This is a genomic window from Thermoanaerobacter wiegelii Rt8.B1 (genome assembly GCF_000147695.2).
In the GTDB taxonomy this organism is placed as follows: Bacteria; Bacillota; Thermoanaerobacteria; order Thermoanaerobacterales; family Thermoanaerobacteraceae; genus Thermoanaerobacter; species Thermoanaerobacter ethanolicus.
The window spans coordinates 1,959,225-1,979,576 of record NC_015958.1; the positions used below are offsets into that span (position 1 = coordinate 1,959,225).

The 20,352-nt window shown below is 34.8% G+C and carries 17 protein-coding genes, 1 tRNA gene, 4 pseudogenes and 1 riboswitch; of the genes and pseudogenes, 5 read left to right on the forward strand and 17 right to left on the reverse strand.

Features of this window, described 5'->3' with window-relative positions:
* Positions 1-235 precede the first annotated feature (235 nt).
* The 9 genes from THEWI_RS09665 to THEWI_RS09705 form a co-directional block, all read right to left on the reverse strand.
* Complete coding sequence (locus tag THEWI_RS09665) at positions 236-961, reverse strand: 2-phosphosulfolactate phosphatase family protein (protein ID WP_014063276.1); 726 nt, start codon at positions 959-961, stop codon at positions 236-238.
* A 13-nt stretch (positions 962-974) separates the two neighbouring features.
* Positions 975-2,219, reverse strand: a complete 1,245-nt coding sequence (locus THEWI_RS09670; protein ID WP_014063277.1) for a PDZ domain-containing protein — start codon at positions 2,217-2,219, stop codon at positions 975-977.
* Between the two features lie 9 nt (positions 2,220-2,228).
* On the reverse strand, positions 2,229-3,425 hold the full coding sequence (locus THEWI_RS09675) for a S41 family peptidase (protein ID WP_003869429.1): 1,197 nt from the start codon (positions 3,423-3,425) through the stop codon (positions 2,229-2,231).
* Between the two features lie 89 nt (positions 3,426-3,514).
* On the reverse strand, positions 3,515-4,654 hold the full coding sequence (locus tag THEWI_RS09680; protein WP_019907921.1) for a murein hydrolase activator EnvC family protein: 1,140 nt from the start codon (positions 4,652-4,654) through the stop codon (positions 3,515-3,517).
* A 22-nt stretch (positions 4,655-4,676) separates the two neighbouring features.
* Positions 4,677-5,570 (reverse strand): permease-like cell division protein FtsX, encoded by an 894-nt coding sequence (gene ftsX / locus THEWI_RS09685; RefSeq protein ID WP_014063278.1) that lies wholly within the window; start codon positions 5,568-5,570, stop codon positions 4,677-4,679.
* Entirely contained in the window at positions 5,554-6,240 is a 687-nt protein-coding gene (ftsE, locus tag THEWI_RS09690; protein ID WP_003869432.1) for a cell division ATP-binding protein FtsE, read from the reverse strand. Before ftsE ends, ftsX begins: the two co-directional genes overlap by 17 nt.
* Positions 6,241-6,246: 6 nt before the next feature.
* The gene (locus THEWI_RS09695) at positions 6,247-7,299 is read right to left on the reverse strand and encodes a PucR family transcriptional regulator (RefSeq protein ID WP_014063279.1); all 1,053 of its coding nucleotides are present in this window, start codon (positions 7,297-7,299) and stop codon (positions 6,247-6,249) included.
* 403 nt (positions 7,300-7,702) lie between these two features.
* Positions 7,703-8,827 (reverse strand): ABC transporter ATP-binding protein, encoded by a 1,125-nt coding sequence (locus tag THEWI_RS09700; RefSeq protein WP_014063280.1) that lies wholly within the window; start codon positions 8,825-8,827, stop codon positions 7,703-7,705.
* A gap of 234 nt (positions 8,828-9,061) precedes the next feature.
* Complete coding sequence (locus THEWI_RS09705; protein WP_014063281.1) at positions 9,062-9,517, reverse strand: hypothetical protein; 456 nt, start codon at positions 9,515-9,517, stop codon at positions 9,062-9,064.
* 132 nt (positions 9,518-9,649) lie between these two features.
* Positions 9,650-9,839, forward strand: a riboswitch (Lysine riboswitch).
* Between the two features lie 123 nt (positions 9,840-9,962).
* Here THEWI_RS09705 and lysA point away from each other — a divergent pair.
* Positions 9,963-11,300 carry a diaminopimelate decarboxylase gene (gene lysA, locus THEWI_RS09710; protein ID WP_014063282.1) on the forward strand — a complete coding sequence of 446 codons (1,338 nt, stop codon included), beginning with the start codon at positions 9,963-9,965 and terminating at the stop codon, positions 11,298-11,300.
* A 29-nt stretch (positions 11,301-11,329) separates the two neighbouring features.
* Here lysA and THEWI_RS09715 read toward each other — a convergent pair whose 3' ends face one another.
* A complete protein-coding gene (locus THEWI_RS09715; protein ID WP_006569488.1) occupies positions 11,330-11,938 on the reverse strand; it encodes a 50S ribosomal protein L25/general stress protein Ctc in 609 nt (202 codons plus the stop codon).
* Between the two features lie 117 nt (positions 11,939-12,055).
* Between THEWI_RS09715 and THEWI_RS09720 the strand changes: the two genes are divergently transcribed.
* A tRNA-Arg gene (locus THEWI_RS09720) sits at positions 12,056-12,131 on the forward strand.
* Between the two features lie 355 nt (positions 12,132-12,486).
* Positions 12,487-13,510, forward strand: a pseudogene (gene recA, locus THEWI_RS09725) (recombinase RecA).
* A 65-nt stretch (positions 13,511-13,575) separates the two neighbouring features.
* Here the strand turns inward: recA and THEWI_RS09730 are convergent.
* From THEWI_RS09730 to THEWI_RS09755, 6 genes and pseudogenes are all read right to left on the reverse strand, one after another.
* Positions 13,576-13,767: pseudogene (locus THEWI_RS09730) on the reverse strand (PspC domain-containing protein); the annotation flags it as partial.
* Positions 13,768-13,786: 19 nt separating this feature from the next.
* Entirely contained in the window at positions 13,787-14,068 is a 282-nt protein-coding gene (locus THEWI_RS09735) for a LiaI-LiaF-like domain-containing protein (RefSeq protein ID WP_014063285.1), read from the reverse strand.
* A 36-nt stretch (positions 14,069-14,104) separates the two neighbouring features.
* Entirely contained in the window at positions 14,105-14,362 is a 258-nt protein-coding gene (locus THEWI_RS09740) for a type II toxin-antitoxin system Phd/YefM family antitoxin (protein WP_014063286.1), read from the reverse strand.
* Positions 14,363-14,956: 594 nt separating this feature from the next.
* Complete coding sequence (locus THEWI_RS09745) at positions 14,957-15,976, reverse strand: GerMN domain-containing protein (protein ID WP_014063287.1); 1,020 nt, start codon at positions 15,974-15,976, stop codon at positions 14,957-14,959.
* A 799-nt stretch (positions 15,977-16,775) separates the two neighbouring features.
* A complete protein-coding gene (locus THEWI_RS15625; RefSeq protein WP_083820902.1) occupies positions 16,776-17,042 on the reverse strand; it encodes a winged helix-turn-helix domain-containing protein in 267 nt (88 codons plus the stop codon).
* Positions 17,043-17,064: 22 nt separating this feature from the next.
* The gene (locus THEWI_RS09755) at positions 17,065-17,652 is read right to left on the reverse strand and encodes a hypothetical protein (RefSeq protein ID WP_014063288.1); all 588 of its coding nucleotides are present in this window, start codon (positions 17,650-17,652) and stop codon (positions 17,065-17,067) included.
* Positions 17,653-17,791: 139 nt separating this feature from the next.
* On the opposite strand from THEWI_RS09755, the pseudogene THEWI_RS13970 reads away from it, so the two are divergent.
* Positions 17,792-18,075: pseudogene (locus THEWI_RS13970) on the forward strand (hypothetical protein); the annotation flags it as partial.
* Positions 18,044-19,018: pseudogene (locus THEWI_RS09760) on the forward strand (IS256 family transposase). The pseudogenes THEWI_RS13970 and THEWI_RS09760, both read left to right, overlap by 32 nt.
* Before the next feature lie 299 nt (positions 19,019-19,317).
* On the opposite strand, the gene trpS reads toward THEWI_RS09760, so the two are convergent.
* Positions 19,318-20,298, reverse strand: coding sequence for a tryptophan--tRNA ligase (gene trpS / locus THEWI_RS09765; protein WP_341853086.1), 981 nt, complete (start codon positions 20,296-20,298; stop codon positions 19,318-19,320).
* Positions 20,299-20,352: the final 54 nt, after the last annotated feature.

Here is a 20,352-nt window from a genome sequence, read left to right on the forward strand (position 1 = left end):
CGACTTGTCTGAGCAGTTGCTAAACTTAGCAAGACCGAAGGATGGAGGCGGGGCCGAAGGCAAGGATGCCGGAGGCTGACCCCTGAGGCAAGGAAGCCGAATAGGTCAGGAACCTCGCCGGAATCCAAGGTCGAGCGTTAGTTTAGCCTGCGAAGACACTGGAGCAAGTTGTGCAAAATGTCAGCTATATTATTTTTTACCTACTGAAATTTTACACATACCAAACAGCCGGCCTTTACAGGTCGGCTGAATTTCTTATGACTCCATCCTTGAGTTTTGGTACAATATCAAACTTATCAACTGTTAAACAAAATTCTATGTCTTCTTTATATCCTAATTCTTCTAATCTCTTTAAGTGATACCCATGTTTCATTATTTCATACAAGTTATCTTCATAGGGTTTATACAAAAAATAGCTGGCTTTTGATAAATCATCACTTTCAAATTTCATTAAATCTTGCAATTTTTTATATATCACTCCAGCAGTTATTATGTCGTCAAAAGAAAATTTCCCTTCTGTACCAGCACATACAATTACTGTATCTTTATTGCTTGTGTATATATACTTAGCAACAGCAGAAGCATTTAAAAGGCATCCTAAAATTACATTATCTGCTAAAGAGACTTTTTTTAAAGCTTTTGTTCCATTAGTAGTAGTAAAAATTATCGTTTTATTCTCTACTTTTTCACGAGTATACTCTAAAGGAGAATTAGATAGGTCAAAACCTTCAATCTTTGTAGAGTTTCTTTCCCCAGCTAAAAGATAAGTTTTTTTATCTAAACTTTTTGCAAGTTCGATCGCTTCTTCTACTTCTGAAACTGGAATAATCTCTTTAGCTCCGTTGTACAAAGCAGTAGTAATAACACTTGTCGCCCGTAGAGTATCTATTACAACGACATTTTTGTCTTTTAATTCTCTTTCATTAATAGAATTATATGTTTCAAAAGTTTGTAAAAACACACACTTTGCCTCCTTATTTGTTTTTCTTAAAGATGTTTTTAAATATTTCTTTTAGTTTTTTTATAAATATTCCCCCCTCATTGATTTCATAAATCATAGAAGTTGCCTTTGGCACTATTAAAACTCCTAATCCCAAAATTCCCTGTGGATCCTTATATTCATAGTTAGTGTAATTACCATTTAAATCTTTTACAGTGATCCACATCACAGAAGGCCGTTCATTGAGTATTCGTATTATATCATCTGGCTCATTAATAGGAATATCATTAATTTTTAATATTACATCCCCCGGTTTAATTCCCATTTCTCTAGCGGGAGAACCTTTTGCTGTCGCTAAAATCATCACTCCTGTATCTGGCGCTACAAAAAGAGGTAGATTTTCCCTTTCTTCTCTTTGGCCTATTAAAATTAAAAGCTCATGAGCCACTGGAGCAAAAATAGCTGCTAAATATTGAAATAATTTAATATAGATTCCTAATATCGCCAATATAATCAAAACTATACTAAAGAAAAATAAACGTATAGAAGAAATTCGCGTTTTCTTTTCTGGAAGTTGTGTTAAAGCTAAATCTCCGTATCCTAAAGCTGCAATACCTGGCATAATTAAAAAAATTGCATTATTTAAATCAATTCCAGCCGGTTTGATAATGGGCCACCAATCTGGCATATTTACTCCCTGTCCCGTTATTGTTATCCCAGTAGCAATAGTTAATGCAGCAAAAGGAATAGGCCAAAATTTTTGCATAGTAAAGCCTCCTGCCACTCGCCCATCCTTAAGCCTTACAAAGATAGGAGTAGTATTCCTTGGACCATCTATATATATTAAAAGGCTTTCCATCAAATGAAGAATACCTACAATAGACATAAGTGCAGGAACACTTATACTAGGAAATCCAAAAATCAAGCTGGATAGGGAAACTATTCCTCCTGCATAAGAAAAACAAATATATCTAGGATTGACAAACATTAACACTATAGCCAAAGGCCATACATACTGAAGCCCTACATTTTCTATTGTTATTCCTAAAAATATCATAAAAAAGCTCCCAATTATTGCAGCAATTACACCATAAAAGATAGAGTCAAGAACCAATTCTTTCATTGGTTCTTGCTCATGTCCCATAATCTCTCTTTCTATAGCTATTTTATTTCTATACTGCATTATCATTAGAATTATCACTATCCAGAAAAAAGGATTAAAAATTGACAAAGCTATTGTCTTTATTGCCATCCAAAAAACTTGAATAAAAGCTATCATTTTAACACCCTACTTTATCTCACTTTTTACAATCTCAAAAGCTTTTATAAGCTGAGTATCTCTTTTTAAGTCAGGAGTATCTTGAAGAGTGTAATTTGCAGGAAGCTCTACTACGTAATTTGGCTCAATTCCTTTGCCTTGAATATTTGTGCCATTTGGCGTGTAATATCTCGCAATAGTATATTTTAATCCTGTACCATCACCAAAGTCAACAACAGTTTGTACCAGCCCTTTCCCAAAGGTAGTGGTTCCAACTAAAATTCCTACTTTTCTATCTTTTATTGCACCTGCTAAAATTTCTGAAGCACTGGCACTGCCTTTATTTACAAGCACTGCAATAGGCAATCCCAATCCTGGTCCTTTAGAATAATATTCTTTATTGTCAACTCTTCCTTTAGTCGTCACAACAACTCCTTTGGGCAAAATTAAATTAGAAATATCTATAGTTTCCTCTAAAAGTCCACCAGGATTATCTCTTAAATCTATTATAAGTCCTTTCATTCCTTGAGATTTTAATCTATTAAGGGATGCTTTAAAGTCATCAGAAGTACTTTGATCAAACATTGTAATCTTAATATATCCAATCTTATCAGGAAGCATTTCCTCATATACCGTTTCTAATTTTATTATCTCTCTTGTGATTGTCTTAGTAAAAGTTTTTCCTTCTCTCATTATAGTAAGCGTTACCTGTGTTCCTTGAGGTCCTCTCATCATTGCCACTGCCTCGTCTAAATTTTTGCCACTTACTTTTGTATTGTTCACTTCTACTATTATATCCCCGGATTTTATCCCTGCTCTTTCTCCTGGTGTATTTTTTATTGGAGAAACCACTACAATATGGTCTTCTTTATCAACTGCTACAACTATACCTATTCCCCCATAAGTGCCTGTAGTCTGAGTCATAAAATCAGAAAACTCTTTTTTATTCATGTATACAGTATAAGGGTCTCCTAAAGAGTTGGCCATCCCTTTCATAGCGCCTTCTAAAAGGACTGAGGAGTTAACTTTATCAACATACCTATTTTCAAGAATTTTCTCAATATCAAAAAGCTTATTATATTCTTCTATCAACTGGTACTCCTCACGAGAAACAAGGACTTTACCATTAGGAAGAGCCACTGATACTGCATTTGCTAACATAAAAGTTATAACATTTGTAACTATTAAAAGCACTGCTAATAAAATATAAAATCTTTTTTTTGCCATAATTTCCCCACCTTTTTTAGTCTCTTAAAATTATATATGTATGTTCTTTTTTATTATACAACATTCATGAAATAAAAAAAACAGACTGGTTATTTTAACCAGTCCATCGGATCTACAGGAACACCGTTTTTGCGCACTTCAAAGTGCAAATGAGGCCCTGTACTTAAACCTGTGCTTCCTGCCTTCGCTATAACTTGACCTCTTTTAACCATATCTCCTTCTTTAACTAATAAAGCAGAATTATGACCATACAAAGTGGATATTCCGTCTCCATGGTCTATAATTACTGCATATCCATATCCACCGTAATAACCTGCAAAAATGACTTGTCCATCTGCCGCAGCTACTATTGAAGCGCCCGTCTCGGCAGCAATATCAATACCCGTATGCATTCTACTCTGTTTAAGTATAGGATGATATCTCATTCCAAAAGGTGAGGTTATAACACTACTAGAAGGAACAGGCCATAAGAGTTTTCCACCACCATATTTAATTTTTGACTTCGCTTGTAATTGTTGAATAACTGTTTCTAGTTGTTTTGATTGTTGCAGTAACTCGTCTTCCTGTTGTTCATATAGTTTTTGCTGTCTCTCTAAATCTCTCATTAAACCTTCCCGCGAGGCCATAGCTACTTGTAATTCCCTTTGCCGAGAAACTATTTGATTTTTATAATTTTGCGCTTCTTTTTGCATTTGTGCTAATTCTTCCTCTTTTTGTTCAATAAGTTCTCTTTGTTGCTTATAGGATTCAAATAAATTCGAATCAAAATCTACTATGCGTTTTACAATATCCAATCGTGTTATAAAATCTCCAAAATTTTTGGCACCAAGAAGCACATCTAAATATCCCCATTCTCCACTTATGTATATAGCCCTTATGCGCTCCTTCATTGTTTGGAACTGGGTATTTTCCTTTTGTTTGGCCGCTTCTAATTCTTTGCGCGTTTTGTTAAGTTTTGCAGTAATATCAGACAATTGTTTTTGTGCATTTGCTAATTCTTGCTGTGTAGCATTAAGTTTTTTATCTAAATCTGCTATTTGAGCGGCAATATCATTTTTTTGATTAATTACTTCTTCCTTTTTCTTCTTAGTCTCAGTAATGGATTTTTGAATTTGATTTAATTTGTTTTTAGCATCTTGAAGCTGGTCCGCTTTTGGATAGGACGTAAAGAGCACTGTAAAGAGAAATATAACAACAAAGAGTAGCCATTTCCACCTGTATCTTCGCAATGCTATTTCCCCCTTGTAAATTTTACACATTCAAGAACCTTTTAATTGAAAGTCCACTTCCTAAGGCTCCAATTATTGCACCAATTAAAGAAAAATACACAAAAATGTCCCCTACTATTTTTTCTAATGGCAATAGTTGAAACACTATTAATTTATTATTAATAATATCAAGCACATATCCATAAATTAAAACTAATAGTGCAACTGATAACAAGGCACCTACCAGTCCTAATACTACACCTTCAATCAAAAAGGGCCATCGTATAAACCAATCAGTCGCTCCAATATACTTCATTATGTTGATTTCTCTTCTCCTTGCAAAAACCCCCAATTTTATTGTGTTGGAAATTATGACAATTGAAATTATAAAGAGAATAAGTATAATGGAAAGCCCCACTATCCTTATTATCTTTATAATTCCAAGAAGCTTATCTACAACATCTTGCCCATAACTTACCTTGTCAACTCCATTTATTTGCTTTATCTCGTTTGAAATATCTTTCATTAAACCAGCATCTTTCACTTTTACTATATAAGATTGGGGAAGAGGATTGTCCTTTTCTAAACCTTCTGCTAAATAGCTTTTATCTCCTAATTGTTGTTTAAATTTTTGTAAAGCCTCTTCTTTAGATTCAAAAACTACTGAAGTAACACCAGGTATTGTTTTTATCTCATTACCTATTTGGCTAACTTCTTGCTCAGAAATATTATCTTTTAAAAACGCTTTAAGTTCTAATTGAGATTCCACCTGATTAGTCAAACTATTAACATTTAAAATAATAACAAGAAACAAACCTAAAATAAGCATTGCTGCCATTACAGAAGTTATAGAAGCTATTGTCATAAGCCTATTTCTTGCTAAATTGCTAAAACCTTCTTTTAAAAAATATTTTAAATTTCTAAAGAGCATATCCATAAACACCCCTTGCTTCATCTCGTACTATGTTTCCTTTTTCCAGCGCTATTACCCTTTTTTTCATAGCATCTACTATGTCTTTTGCATGGGTGGCCATAACAACTGTAGTACCTCTTTTATTTATTTCAGAAATAAGTTTTACAATTTCCCAGGAAGTATCAGGATCCAGATTCCCCGTAGGTTCGTCTGCTATAAGAATAGAAGGTTCATTTACAATAGCTCTTGCTAAAGAAACCCTTTGCTGTTCTCCACCAGACAGCTGCCTAGGATACTTGTCCGCTTTATCACTTAATCCTACTAATGACAATACCATCGGGACTTTTCTTCTTATCTCCTTTGGATGTGCTCCAACTATTTCCATAGCAAAGGCAACATTCTCAAACACTGTTTTATTAGGAAGCAATCTAAAATCTTGAAAAACTACTCCCATACTCCTTCTCAAATAAGGTATCTCCCGCTTTTTAAGTTTTGTTATATCTTTTTTATTAATCACAATACTGCCAGAAGTAGGTTCTTCCTCTTTTAGCAATAATTTAATTAAAGTTGATTTACCTGCACCACTAGGCCCAACAATAAATACAAATTCTCCACTTTCAATTTCAAAACTAATATTTGAAAGAGCAATTATATCTTTATTGTATCTTTTAGATACATTTATAAACTTTATCAAATTTTCTCACCTCGGAATATCGTATAATTTTGTCAAAGTCATGATCATCTTTAACAGGACAGCATCATCAAAATTCTTAGCATCCAGGCCTGTCATTTTAAAAACTTTATCAAGTCTATAAACTAATGTATTCCTATGGATGTATAACTCTCTGGCAGTCTCACTCAAATTTAGACTATTTCTAAAAAAAGCATTTAAGGTTTGTATCAATTCCTCATCTTTGAAAATACCAAAATCAATATTTCTTTTCTTAATAAAATTATTTACTTTTTCTATGTCAATTCCCCATAAAATTTCTGCAAAGCTGTAATCTTCGTAAATATATATTCCTTTTTCATCTTCCAATTTTTTACCAATAAGTAAGGCTGTCTCTGCTTCCCTATAGGCGATATGTATATCCTCAATTGGCACAAAGGAAGAAGAACTGGCTATTTTTACTTTCATATAGCCTTCAGATTCTATCATATCTTTCATAGTTTTATAAAGTTCTATTAAAGAGTTATTTCCTTTGTAAGAAAATATCGCTGCAAATCTTTTATCATCAAATTTTACAGTATATAAATTACCTTTATCAAAAATGTTGGTAATTATTTTTATCGCATCGTCAATTTCATTATTCGATTCGACAATTGCTACTGTGTATTTCACATTCTTATTTATTTTATATTTTTCAGCATAATACGACACTAAATTTACGCTTAATTTACCTGTTAAAGCCTCTATCAAAAACTCTTCTCTATTATATTTCTGCAGCAATTGTTCAAAAATTAGAGAAATTAGATAAAGCACTTTTTTTGATTGTTCATCTTTTCCTTCTAAAGCGATAGTAAAAAAGAGAACATCATTGTAAAATATGTTATAGCATATAAATTCCCCTACTTCATATATCTCTTTTTCATCAATATATTCTACATTTATCTTTAAAAATCCTGCTTTTTTTTCAAAAAAATCTTTGTCGCCGTAAATTAAATTACCGGACTTATCTATTATATATATTGGCATTTGAATATTTTTTTGAATATCGTAGGCTACCTTTTTTATAAGGTCATAGCCGATCATTTTCATACCACCTTACTTTATAGTATACAATAATTATACACTATTTCCTAGAAGAAATAATAGGCAAATGTAAATTTATGTGGTATTTTGACACAAAAAATAAAAGGCGGAATAACCGCCTCAATTTGCTGGCAAACTAATTATCGCTGTTAGCATTTTGCATCGTTCGCTCCGGTGATATCGCAGACTAAACTATCGCTCGCCCTCGGGCTCAAGCGGGGTTCCGGGCACATTCGTCATCCTTGACTTATTGCCCTCCTCCGCCTTCCTTGGCTTCGGCCCTGCTTTCGCCTCTCAGCCTCGCTAAGTTTAGTTACTGCTCTATCAAGTCGCTACACTTATGCAAAATGCTCATATATTATATAAAAAGTTTGTCTACAGTCTAAGGCGGAATAACCGCCTTTTAGCTTATTACTCTATTCAAAATTGTCATTTCTGTTTCTTTATCAAACATGTGCAATTTATTTATATCAAATCCTATTTTAATTACGTCTCCTGCTTTTGCTCTTGTTCTTGGATCTACTCTTGCTGTCAATGAAACACCATTCACATCCAAATATAGAAATGTCTCTGGACCCATTAGCTCTGTAACTTCTACTTTTGCTTCGACTACAGCCTCTGGATATGTTTCCAAGAACACTTCTTCGTCATGCAAATCTTCTGGCCTTATTCCTAGCACAATTTCTTTTCCAACGTAGCTTGGATCTTTTAATCTCTTTAAAATCCCTTCTGGCACCAAAACGCTGAATCCCTTAAAAGTAGCATATACTTTGCCATTCTTATTCTCTAATCTTGCATCAATAAAGTTCATTTGAGGACTTCCAATAAATCCAGCAACAAATAAATTATTTGGATAATCATAAATAGTCTGAGGTTTATCTACTTGCTGAATAACTCCATCCTTCATAACTACTATTCTTGTACCCATTGTCATAGCTTCTGTCTGGTCGTGGGTAACATATATGAAAGTCGTCTGCAATCTATCGTGTAGTTTAGCCAGCTCGGTTCTCATTTGTACTCTCAATTTTGCATCTAAATTGGACAAAGGTTCATCCATCAAGAATACTTTTGGATTGCGGACAATAGCACGCCCCAATGCAACCCTCTGTCTTTGTCCACCTGACAAAGCTTTTGGTTTCCTGTTTAAATATTCTTCCAATCCTAAAATTCGAGCTGCTTCTTTTACTTTTCTATCAATTTCCGCTCTTGGAACCTTTCTAAGTTTAAGACCAAAAGCCATATTGTCATACACTGTCATATGAGGATAAAGAGCATAGTTTTGGAATACCATTGCGATATCCCTATCTTTTGGTGGCACGTCATTCACAAGTTTGCCATCAATATAAAGTTCGCCTTGAGATATTTCCTCAAGTCCTGCTATCATTCTCAATGTTGTAGTTTTACCACAGCCAGAAGGTCCAACCAATACTATAAACTCTTTGTCCTGAATTTCTAGATTAAAATCTTTAACTGCGGTAACACCGCCTGGATAGACTTTGTAAACATGTTTGAGTACAACATCAGCCATTTTTAGATTCCCCCTATTAGAAAACGTTTGATGTTTTTATTATAATACTATTTCTTCTTCTTTACTATCGTCAATAAATATGATATTTAGCACAAATTTTTGTACAATATATCTACAATATTAGGTATTTTTTTCTTTAACCCTCTTTTTTTTGAATTTTATTTAAAAAATTAAACCACAAGAACACTAATACTCCATCAATAGCAATCAAACTCCAAAAAACATATAGTTTCACTATTTCCCCCTCCTCATCCAGGGGGACAATTTAAAAATAGTGATGAGATTCCCTAAGGCCAAAAGTGCTGCCACGTCTATAATTAGACTATATAAATAGTGCCAGTGAAGATACTTTAGTGCCCCTATATGCACTAATGAATATTCCATTATAAAAAATAATGCGGCTGAAATAATCACATCTATAAGGCGCAAAATATTATTTTTAGGATATGTTTGTGCATACAATACCCCTATGCAAAAAGGCGCACCTAAAGTAAAAAATAAACTTGAATCAAAGATCCTAATAACAACATTAGAAAAATCGTAAAGATTAAGACCAATTGCAATTTCATCTACAACAAGTTGAAAGCTTAAAGCTAATAGGCCTCCCCATACAGTATATTTTATATACCTCCAATCAGCTAATAAAAATAAAATAATCCATGAAACTACGAAAGTTATTATCCATGGCATTTATACCACCTCTTATTTAGTTTACCCATTTTTTAATCTCTAATAAAAAATTTTTTGAAAATCTATTGACAGCTGTTTTCATAAATGATATTATAATAAAAAAATTGAATAACAATACCTCATCTTCTTGGAAGGTGAGGTAGAGGCGCGGGTCATCAAGAGTAGTATACCAGAGGTATTTAAGGGCCGATGAAGGTATATGAAAGGGATGCTCGCCGAAGCGCGTAAATTCCTTAAAGTTTACGCAGCTGGGCCTATGCCGAATAGGTATAGGACTGTCACTGGAGGTTTCCCGAGCCTTCAGTGAAGAGCTATCTCGCTATAGGGGGAAGGAGGTATTACCATGTCTATGTGCAAAATAGGCAGCTGAGGTAATACTTAGCTGTATTTTATTTTGTTTTTTAGTTTCATAATTTAAATTATTAAAGTAAATGAGGTTGATAGAATGTTGCATGGGACAATGAAAATAAATTCAAAGGGTCATTTGGAAATAGGTGGTTGCGATACTGTAACTCTTGCAAAAAAGTTTGGTACACCGCTTTATGTAATAGATGAAGAGCTCTTAAGACAAAATTGTAGAGCATTTTACAATGGCTTTAAAAAAGATTATCCAGGAAATGAAGTGATTTATGCCAGCAAAGCTTTCATGACAATGGCAATATGCAAAATAATTGAAGAAGAAAACTTGGGTCTTGATGTCGTTTCTGGTGGAGAATTATATACTGCGTTAAAAGCAGGATTCCCTGCTGAAAAAATATACTTTCACGGCAACAATAAATCGAAAGAAGAACTTATAATGGCATTAGAAAATAACATTGGGAGAATCATTGTAGATAATTGGTTTGAACTAAATATGTTAAATGACTTGGCAAAAAAGATGAATAAAGTTCCTAATATTTATATAAGAGTATCTCCTGGTGTAGAAGCTCATACTCACCAATATGTAAAAACAGGACAAATAGATTCAAAATTTGGCTTCCCTCTTTTTAATGGAGACGCAATGAGAGCCATAGAATATGCTTTAACTTTGGAAAATGTAAATATAGTAGGTCTACATTCTCATATCGGTTCTCAGATTTTTGATGCAGAATCTTATAAAGCTGAAATAGAAATTATGATGAATTTCTTAAAATTAGTAAAAGAATTTTTAGGTTGGGAAGTAGGGGAACTAGATTTAGGTGGAGGTTTTGGAATAGCATATGTAGAAGAGGACGATCCCCAGCCAATCGAACAAATAGCTCAAGAAATAATGCAAGCAGTAAAGGAATATTCCGTTGCTTTAAATATAAAAATGCCAAACATAATTGTAGAGCCAGGTCGTTCTATAATAGGAAATGCTGGAACTACTCTTTACACAGTAGGAGCAATTAAAGACATACCAGGTGTTAGAAAATACGTAGCAGTAGATGGAGGAATGTCTGATAATATACGTACCGCTTTATATGGAGCAAAATATGATGCTATTGTAGCTAATAAAGCTAAGAATATAAAATCAGAAAAAGTATCAATAGCAGGAAAGCTTTGTGAATCAGGTGATATGCTAATTTGGGATATTACTCTACCTAAAATTGAAGAAGGAGATATATTAGCTGTAACATGTACAGGTGCTTACAATTATTCGATGGCCAGCAATTATAATAGGTTACCCCGTCCTGCTGCAGTACTCGTATCTAATGGTCAGGCTGACATAATCGTTGCGCGGGAAACTTATGAAGACTTAATCCGAAATGATATAATCCCAGAAAGGCTAACCAATGAAAAGAGAAAAATCGCTAATTATTAAAAAAAGAGAGGGATAACCTCTCTTTTTTATTATTCACTTTCTTTTGCTGTTTCAGTAGCCTCTTCTTCTGCCTCTTCTTCTTCACTTTCTCTCGGTGCCAATACAGAAACTACAATCTCATCAGGGTCATCTACAACTTTTACTCCCTCAGGAACTTGTATATCTTTTACAAAAAGTGTATCTCCAATCTCCAAATTGCTTAAATCCACAACAATTTCTTGAGGAATTTTGTCGGGTAAGCTTTCCACTGTCAACTCCCAAAGTTGATGCTGTACAATTCCACCTCTACTTTCAATAAGGCCTATTCCCTCAAATTTCAACGGAACAGTAGCTTCAATTTCTTCATACATTGACACTCTTTGGAAATCCACATGAATTATTTTCCCTTTCAAAGTATCTTCTTGAATTTCTTTAATAACCGCATTATGAGTAGAACCATCCACAATCACATTGAGGAGGACATTCCTTCCATGTTTTTGTAGCAACCTTTGAAGCGCGTTATATTCCACTGCCAAAGGAATGCTCTCCGCCATACCCTTGCCATATAAAATAGCAGGAATATAGCCTTGATTTTTCAAACAGCGAGCTGCATTTTTACCAGTATCTCTTTTTATAGCTTCGATACTGATTGCTTGCATCTGTCACTCCTCCTTTTGCTTATTGTTTCCAAATATTATTTTACCACTACGTTTAATAAATATCAAATCCATTTGACAGGTTAATTTTTTCATAGTAAACTTTTATGTGTAAAGTGTGCGCCTGTAGCTCAGCGGATAGAGCGTTCGGCTCCGGACCGAGAGGTCGCAGGTTCGATTCCTGTCAGGCGCACCAGAATGCTTGAAAATACTGAGTTTTTAGCGATATATATTTTTTACTTTTTTCTTTTTCCCACACTTTTCCCGCAGTAAAAAATTAGATAAAGCAGTAATTTTTGTATCTTAACAAAAGTTGCTGTATTCTTTATTTTTTTGCTTTGACATTACTTTTTCCCACATTTTTATTTTCAATAACATTTTGTTGTGGGGTTTTTTTATGTTGATATAATCCCATAAATCTGTATAACTGTATAAAAAGGTCGGTGTCCCATAATATCAAACAACCAAGCAGCGAACAACATCAAGAACAATTCGGATTTTTGTATAATCAAATTAATCAAGTTTCATGCACTCCACTGGAAGGAACAAAAATGGAAGAGAAAGAAAAAGCCCTAAAAATGGCAATTGCAGCGATAGAGAAAAAGTTTGGCAAAGGAGCTATTATAAAATTGGGAGATAGGCCAAATCTCGATATTGAAGTTATTCCTACGGGCTGCCTTGAATTGGACATTACTCTGGGAATTGGTGGAATATCAAGAGGCAGAATAATAGAAATTTTTGGGCCAGAATCCTCAGGAAAAACAACTCTGGCACTGCACATGATTGCTGAGGCACAAAAATTAGGAGGGACAGCCGCTTTTGTAGATGCAGAACATGCTCTGGACCCAATTTATGCTAAAAATCTTGGAGTAGATATTGATGAGCTGCTTGTTGCTCAACCCGATACTGGAGAACAAGCCCTGGAAATTGTAGAAGCTTTAATAAGGAGCGGTGCTGTGGATATTATAGTGATTGATTCCGTTGCAGCTTTGGTACCTAGAGCTGAAATTGAGGGCGAAATGGGTGAAAGCCAGGTTGGTTTGCAGGCCAGACTTATGTCGCAAGCCTTGAGAAAGCTAACAGGAACCGCCAGTAAATCTAAAACTGCTGTAATCTTTATAAACCAGCTAAGAGAAAAAATAGGAGTAACTTTTGGTAATCCAGAAACAACGCCGGGAGGCAGAGCTCTTAGATTCTATGCAATGGTAAGAATTGATGTGAGAAAAGGGGACAACATAAAACAGGGAGACAAAGTGGTTGGCAGCAAAATTAAAATTAAAGTTGTAAAAAATAAGCTTGCTCCACCTTTTAAGCAAGCTGAAGTTAACATGATGTTTGGAGAAGGTATTTCAAAAGAAGGAAGTCTTTTAGATCTTGGTGCGAAAATTTGGTTTAATCGAAAAAAGCAGATCATGGTATTCGTATGGAGAAGTAAAGCTGGGACAAGGCAGAGAAAATGCAAAACAGTTTTTAAAAGATAATCCTGACATTGCTTACGAAATAGAGAGCAAAATCAAAGAAAATTTTAACTCAGTTTATGAAAAATTAAATTATACCGTAGATGTTGTTGATTAGAAAAATACAGAAAAAACAAAGTCCATGTCAAGATTTTGTTAGACAAAAATTTTTTGTAGCCGACCAATCTGATAGGGATTTTCAGGAATTATAATCCACGCTATCAAGTAAAAGAGAAGTCCTCCTCCGCCAAAAATCGCAGTAACAAGGCATATAAGTCTTACCCAAGTTACGTCCACATTAAAATATTCTGCAATGCCTCCACAAACTCCTCCCAAAATTCTCTGCTCCCTTGACCTGTAAAGCCTTTTATTCATTCACACTTCCTCCAATCTGCTACCATATTCTTAAGTTAAAAGACGGCAAATGAAAAATTCCGTTAGTAAAAAGTAACATTAAAATTGCCAGCAAAATAGCTTCAACGTTTATTCCGCTGTTTTCTTCCCCATACAATTTTTTGCTAAACAAAAGTTCTAGCCCCAGAAAAATAAAAAAACAAGGCCATATAATCTCATGTACAAAATAAGGAATGCTAATATAAAATTTCTCTAAAATGAGTATTATTCCGACAAAAATGAGGGAAATCCCACTTGTTAAGATTCCTGTTCTTCTTCTCATATCTTTTCACTCCTTTTAAAGCATATTTTGAAAACTTCAGTTTATATCCCATCCTAAGTCTTCCTCATCCTTCCATTTATCTAATGGAATTTTATCTGCTTTTATGATGCTTTCTTTTAAATTAGGTATCGATAGTAAATACAATGTTTCTTGAATTGCATTCCAGTCTTCTTCGGAAATCAAAACTGCATTACCTTTTTTGGAAGTTATCTGGATTGGTTCACTGTTTTTTCTTACTTCTTCAATTGTTTTGTATATATTCTGTCTTACCTTTGTTATAGATATTGTTTTCATTCAAATCACCTCAAATAAAAAAACTACCCACGATTAGAACGTAGGCTTTTATTTTACTTTACCCATATAGTAATTTAAAACTTCTTTATTGACAAGACTGGCAACCGATTGGTTAATGCTATTAACCCATGTAGCAGGCAAAAACACTTTAAACCTTTCCACATTAGATTATGAATTTTGTTAACCCATATAGCAGTTTAAACTGCTGTGCTTTAAACCCGGTTGGCGGGATATTGCAATATAAATACCTGTTCCAAACTACTAACCCATATAGTAATCGCAAAACATCAGCTACGAAGAAATAGATGATGGAGAATTTTACAAACCGTTATTAACCCACGTAGCATTATAAAAACATAGGTACAAATAAAGCATACGAAATAACTCGCTAGTTTATCAACCCATATAGGCTTGAAAATATAAGTAGCATTAAAAAACTGCGTTTTTGTTCTTTTTGCCAAACTTGTTAATTCTATTATACCATACCTAATAGCAAAATCAATTATTTTTGCAACTTCTTATCCGTGTTACCTACAGGGATTTATCACTATCTTAGAAAATTTTTGGGGCCTTATATTGAGATCCTCAGCACAATTACCTGTTCACCTTCAAAACCTCGTCCTTGCCAAAGACAAAATGCCCGGATTCGTATCCCTTACCTTCCACATTTAAGATGACACCTTCTACTCCAAAGTTGTAACCGTAGGTGTTTACTATGCTCTCTATAAGTAGCGCCTCATATCCCGAGCCGGCATTCATCTCAGTGATAAGTTCTTTAGAAAAATTCAACCTTAAAACACTTTCTTCCCTTTTTATATCCAAAAGCTGGGTGTTTTTACTCAGTACTCTGTACTTTTCGTCCTTTAAAATTTCGGTTATCCTCTCCGCAAGAGTTTCGCCGGTTTTAAACTTCTCTACTACCCTATCTTCCAGCATTTTATCCGCATTTTCTGAAGGATAATAAATTGTCAGCTCTTTTGCAGGCAGGCAGTTGTCTTTTTCAGCATCGCCAAATTTAGAAAGGTTGTCTTCGACAGTCATGTTATCAGATACAAATCTTTGTTTGACAAGCCCTACACCTTTTGCAAAATATCTTTCTAATACAAAATCTTTAGACTTGCCCACAACTTTAATACATATAAATTTTCCTGCAGGTACTTCTACCTTCTCATTTAAGCTTTCAATAGTCCAGACAATGCTGCCGTCTTGCCAGCTGACTTTTTCTTTTAAAGGTGATTTTAAATAATACTCCTCATAGGTAGGTTCTTCTGCAAGATAGTTTATCCTGTAATAACTTTCTTCGATAGAATTAATCACCTTCACGCCTTCATTACTTACTTCAAAAACTTTTGCTACAACAGTACCTCCATTGTCATAAGAGAACTGAACTCTGTTTCCTTCAATAAATTCTACATCCACTCTTCCGCCTGCAAATTCATTGCCGATACCTTCGTATTCCCAATAAAGATTTTCCGAAACCGGAAAGTAATCAGTCACTTTCATTTCTTCTTTTGTCATCTCATCTACAGTACTTTGATTTTTCATAGTAGTGCAACCTGCAAAAAACAGCGATAAAACCAATATTGTTGTGATAACAAGAAAAATCTTTTTCAATTCCAAAACCTCCTCTCTTTATTATTTCCCAAAACCAAAACCCACTCAAACCCTACAAGATCCGTATCCCACAAATTCATGTTCAATAGGCAGAGATCTTTTTATAATTAAAAAACCTAATAATAAAAAAAACAGACGTAAACAAAAGTTTATAAATTGAAATAATCCCTCCAATTTGAATTAAATCTGCAGAAGCAAAAGATAGTTTATATTTCTATCTTACCTTAATACTCATTAAAACATAGTTAAAATAGTTTGGTAAACTCTGCCATTTCGATAATCATTATCCTATTTAAGTAAAAATCCTACAGTATTATATTTCTATTTTATCACAAGGGTTATCTATTTTTCATCACCAAAATCCTACGATAATTTTACACTATGGTCTTTTGTTGTAAAAAATTTTAAAAAAATTTGGTCTTATACCTCATAAGTTGCTACTTTTTCTGGAAAGATAAAATACAATATATGGTAAAATATTTATGTCCTTCTCCTAATTTTATTTACTTTCACTTTTGTCTGGTAGAACCTTCATAACCTATCTTAACCAGGAAAACCAGCACCAAACACTTGAAAAACTCAGGAGAACAATTTTTAATTTTTTCTAGGAATTCTTTTGCTAATGTTTCAATGATTCCCTGATAAGTATTTTCCAGTCGTTATTCGAAAGAAACAGGTTTTCTTCCTCTTTTCTCTCTTTCGTCGTTGTGCTCCGGTTCCATGTCCCCCTGCCGCCAAGCCCGATATTCGGAAGAAATCTGGGCAAGATATTTTAAACCTATAGAACTGGGATTTATCACTAATATTTATAGGCCCCACTGGGTGATCCTAAACTGACCTCGGCTAGTAGTTTCCTAAGCCCTGCTTTTCGCAGATGGGCAAGAGTCCACTCTATCCTATTTCTGAAACGTGTTCCTCCGCTGGGTAGTTTTTCTGCCAGATCATTGTAAGAAAAACTGAATTTTTTTGCCAAAACGTCATATGCTTTTCGTAACATATGTATTCGCCCATCCCCTGCCACCTTTAGAAGGAGCAGAAAAAATTCTTGAAAGCTTGGGACAGTTATCTTAGTATACTTCCCAAAGCACCTATTTTAAAGCTTCAAGGAGTTGATTGACCCACCCCTGAATTTGTTCTATTCTTTGGATCCACTCCCCTGGCTTCCATTGGCGAAGATCCTTTATCATATCTTCTACTGCCAGCACTTCGGCAAATCCATATTTTTCTATAACTGTCCTTCGCCCTTCAGGAAGCACAACTCCCCAAATTAAAACAGCTCCGTCAACTCTGATCTGGCTACCACCCACCCTAACCTCATAAGCTTCCGGATTTTTAGCTAACTCCAAAAATTTACAAAAGGCCTTCTGGCTACGGTGATGCTCTAATTGCCAAGGTTCTCTAAGTGCTAAGTACCGATAATTTTCAAACTCCAGTTCGCATTTCATCTCTGCTATAAAAATCCGCCTTGTCTCCTTATGCCTCAAAGTAAAATCTAGAGTATGACCTCGTTTCTCACCCGGCTCATACAAAGTGGGACGTCCCAGATCTTCGTAAGGAGCCTGGGGATATTTACACCAATATCTGACCACTTCTTCATTAAAAAGCCCAAAAAAGCGAGAAAGGAATTTATCTCTTCCAGGGCAGCCGGTTTGGAATAACTCTACAAAGCTAACCAAACAAATCTCCCTCCTTGGTCGCTCAACATTTCCCAGAACCATTAACCGCTGATTCATATAATCGAAAAAGAATTTATTCCTTTGTAGATGCTCTGTCTAAAGAATGTCACGGAGTATACAACCAAAAATTTATAGGTTTAAAGATGAATTCATGGAAAGAGCTCAAAGGTGGCAGGATACCTGGAATTTTTATAGACCTCACAACGGTAAGGGAATGAATGGGAGGACACCGTTTGAAAAGTTTAGAGATTCAAAAAACTTCTGGTCTCCTCCCATGTATTCCTTTTCCCAACTATATTACTTGAGGATGTTTTCAGAAAAGTAGGGGCTTTTTGTTTCCTATTTAGTAATAAATTAGGTGGTAAATATGTCTTCACCACGCGCCTAAGAAATGGCTCAAGACAATATTACCATAGATTCTGAAATTTTGCATTACCTTTTTGTACAAGGGACTAAGGATGAAAAGCTAGCTAAGTTGTTGGAATCTGTACTTAATCAAATTTTAGCAGCTCAAGCTACTGAACAAGTTAAAGCTGAACCTTATGAAAGGACAGAAGAAAGACAGGATTATCGTAATAGTTATTATTCAAGAAGTTTAATTACCAGAGTTAGAACTCTCACCTTAAGAGTTCCAAGACTTCGTAATGGCAAATTTACCACAGACCTTTTTAACCGTTACCAGAGAAGTGAACAAGCACTTTTATTGGCACTAATGGAGATGGTGGTTAATGGAGTATCTACCCGAAAAATCGAAGAAATCACTTATGAACTTTGTGAAACTGAATTTTCAAGATCCACAATTTCTGAGCTTTGTAAAAATCTCGATCCCATTATTACAACGTGGAATTCAAGACCTTTAAGAGAAAAAGGTTTTCCCTTTGTCATAGTTGATGCGATGGTGATAAGAGTAAGAGAAGAGGGACGTGTTTTGTGGATGCAGCGTACTAATTGCTGTAGGCATAAATGAAGATGGCTATAGGGAAGTATTAGGCCTTATGATAGGAGATAGTGAATCAGAAGATAGCTGGAGCGAATTCTTTTCATGGCTGAAGCAGAGAGGGCTCCATGGAGTTGATTTGGTAGTTTCCGATCATCATAGAGGACTTGTACAAGCAATTCATCGGCATTTCCAGGGAGCTACCTGGCAAAGGTGCCAAACACATTAGCCTTATTGAAGGAGGAGACTTCGCATTACTAATATGTTAGAGCGTCTAAATGAGAAACTCGTCGTCGTGGAAGAGTTATAAGAATATTCCCAAGTCGAGAATCTGGCATTCGTCTAATAGGAGCATTGTTAATGGAACAAGATGAAAAATGGGCTTCAGGGAGGAAGTATTTAGATATAGCTGAGTATTTTGAGTGGTAAAAAGGAATTTCAAAAAAAGCGAAGGATAAGGTTATTTCAATAAAATGACCTTTATCACCACCGTTAGTTTTTAATAACTGCTGGAGCCTCCTGGTGTCAAGGACGGGTGAAAGCTCGGCGTAGCGTATCCTTGACACCAGGGGGCGGAGGCAGTACAATGAATTGAACGGTGGTGACAAAGAAGCTTCATATACTAACCAGAGGGATTTTACACAAAAATTTGGACTTGACCATGGTTAGGTGGCTTTATAGATCCTATCAACTAAACCTTTTATTTGAGTATTAATTAATTTCTTATTTTAGAAATAATTTATTTTCATTGCACTTTTTACTTCTGCTAATGTGTTTGCTGCAACTTCTCTTGCCATATAGTTTCCCTTTTTCAGAATATTGTAAATCTCGGGAATATCTTTCGCAAATTCAGCTCTTCTCTTGCGGATTGGTTCAAGTTCTTCCTGTAAAATTGCATTTAAAAACTTCTTTACTTTTACATCACCAAGCCCACCTTTAGTATAATGTTCTTTTAGTTCATCTAGATTATTGTATTCTGGAAGATAACGTGAAAAATGCTCATTCTTGCAAAAAGCATCTAAATAAGTGAATACCGGATTTCCTTCTATATTACCGGGGTCCTCAACCCGTAAATGATTTGGGTCTGTGTACATGTTCATAACCTTTTTCTTTACTTCATCTGCTGTATCTGATAGATAGATACAATTATTTAAGGATTTGCTCATTTTTGCCTTTCCATCAATTCCAGGCAGTCTGTGGCAAGCTTTATTATCTGGCAGTAATGCTTCAGGTTCTACAAGAACTTTGCCATATAGTGAATTGAATTTTCTAACAATCTCCTTTGTTAGTTCTATCATTGGAAGCTGGTCTTCACCGACAGGCACCGTTGTTGCTTTAAATGCAGTTATATCCGCAGCTTGACTAATGGGATAGGTAAAAAATCCTACAGGAACGTTTTTTTCAAAATTTCTCATTTTTATTTCCATCTTTATTGTAGGATTTCTTTGCAATCGTGATACAGTCACTAAATTCATGTAATAAAAGGATAACTCAAAAAGCTCTGAAATCTGAGATTGAACAAAAAGCGTGGACTTAGTAGGATCAAGGCCACATGCTAGATAGTCCAAAGCTACTTCAATAATATTCTGACGGACTTTTTCTGGATTATCTATATTATCAGTGAGTGCCTGAGCATCAGCAATCATGATAAATATCATATCGTATAACCCTGAATTTTGCAATTCAACTCTTTGTCTAGATAGTGTCAAGATACTGTAGGATTTTTTAAGACAACCCCTGAAACTTAGTTAATTTCAGCCTTC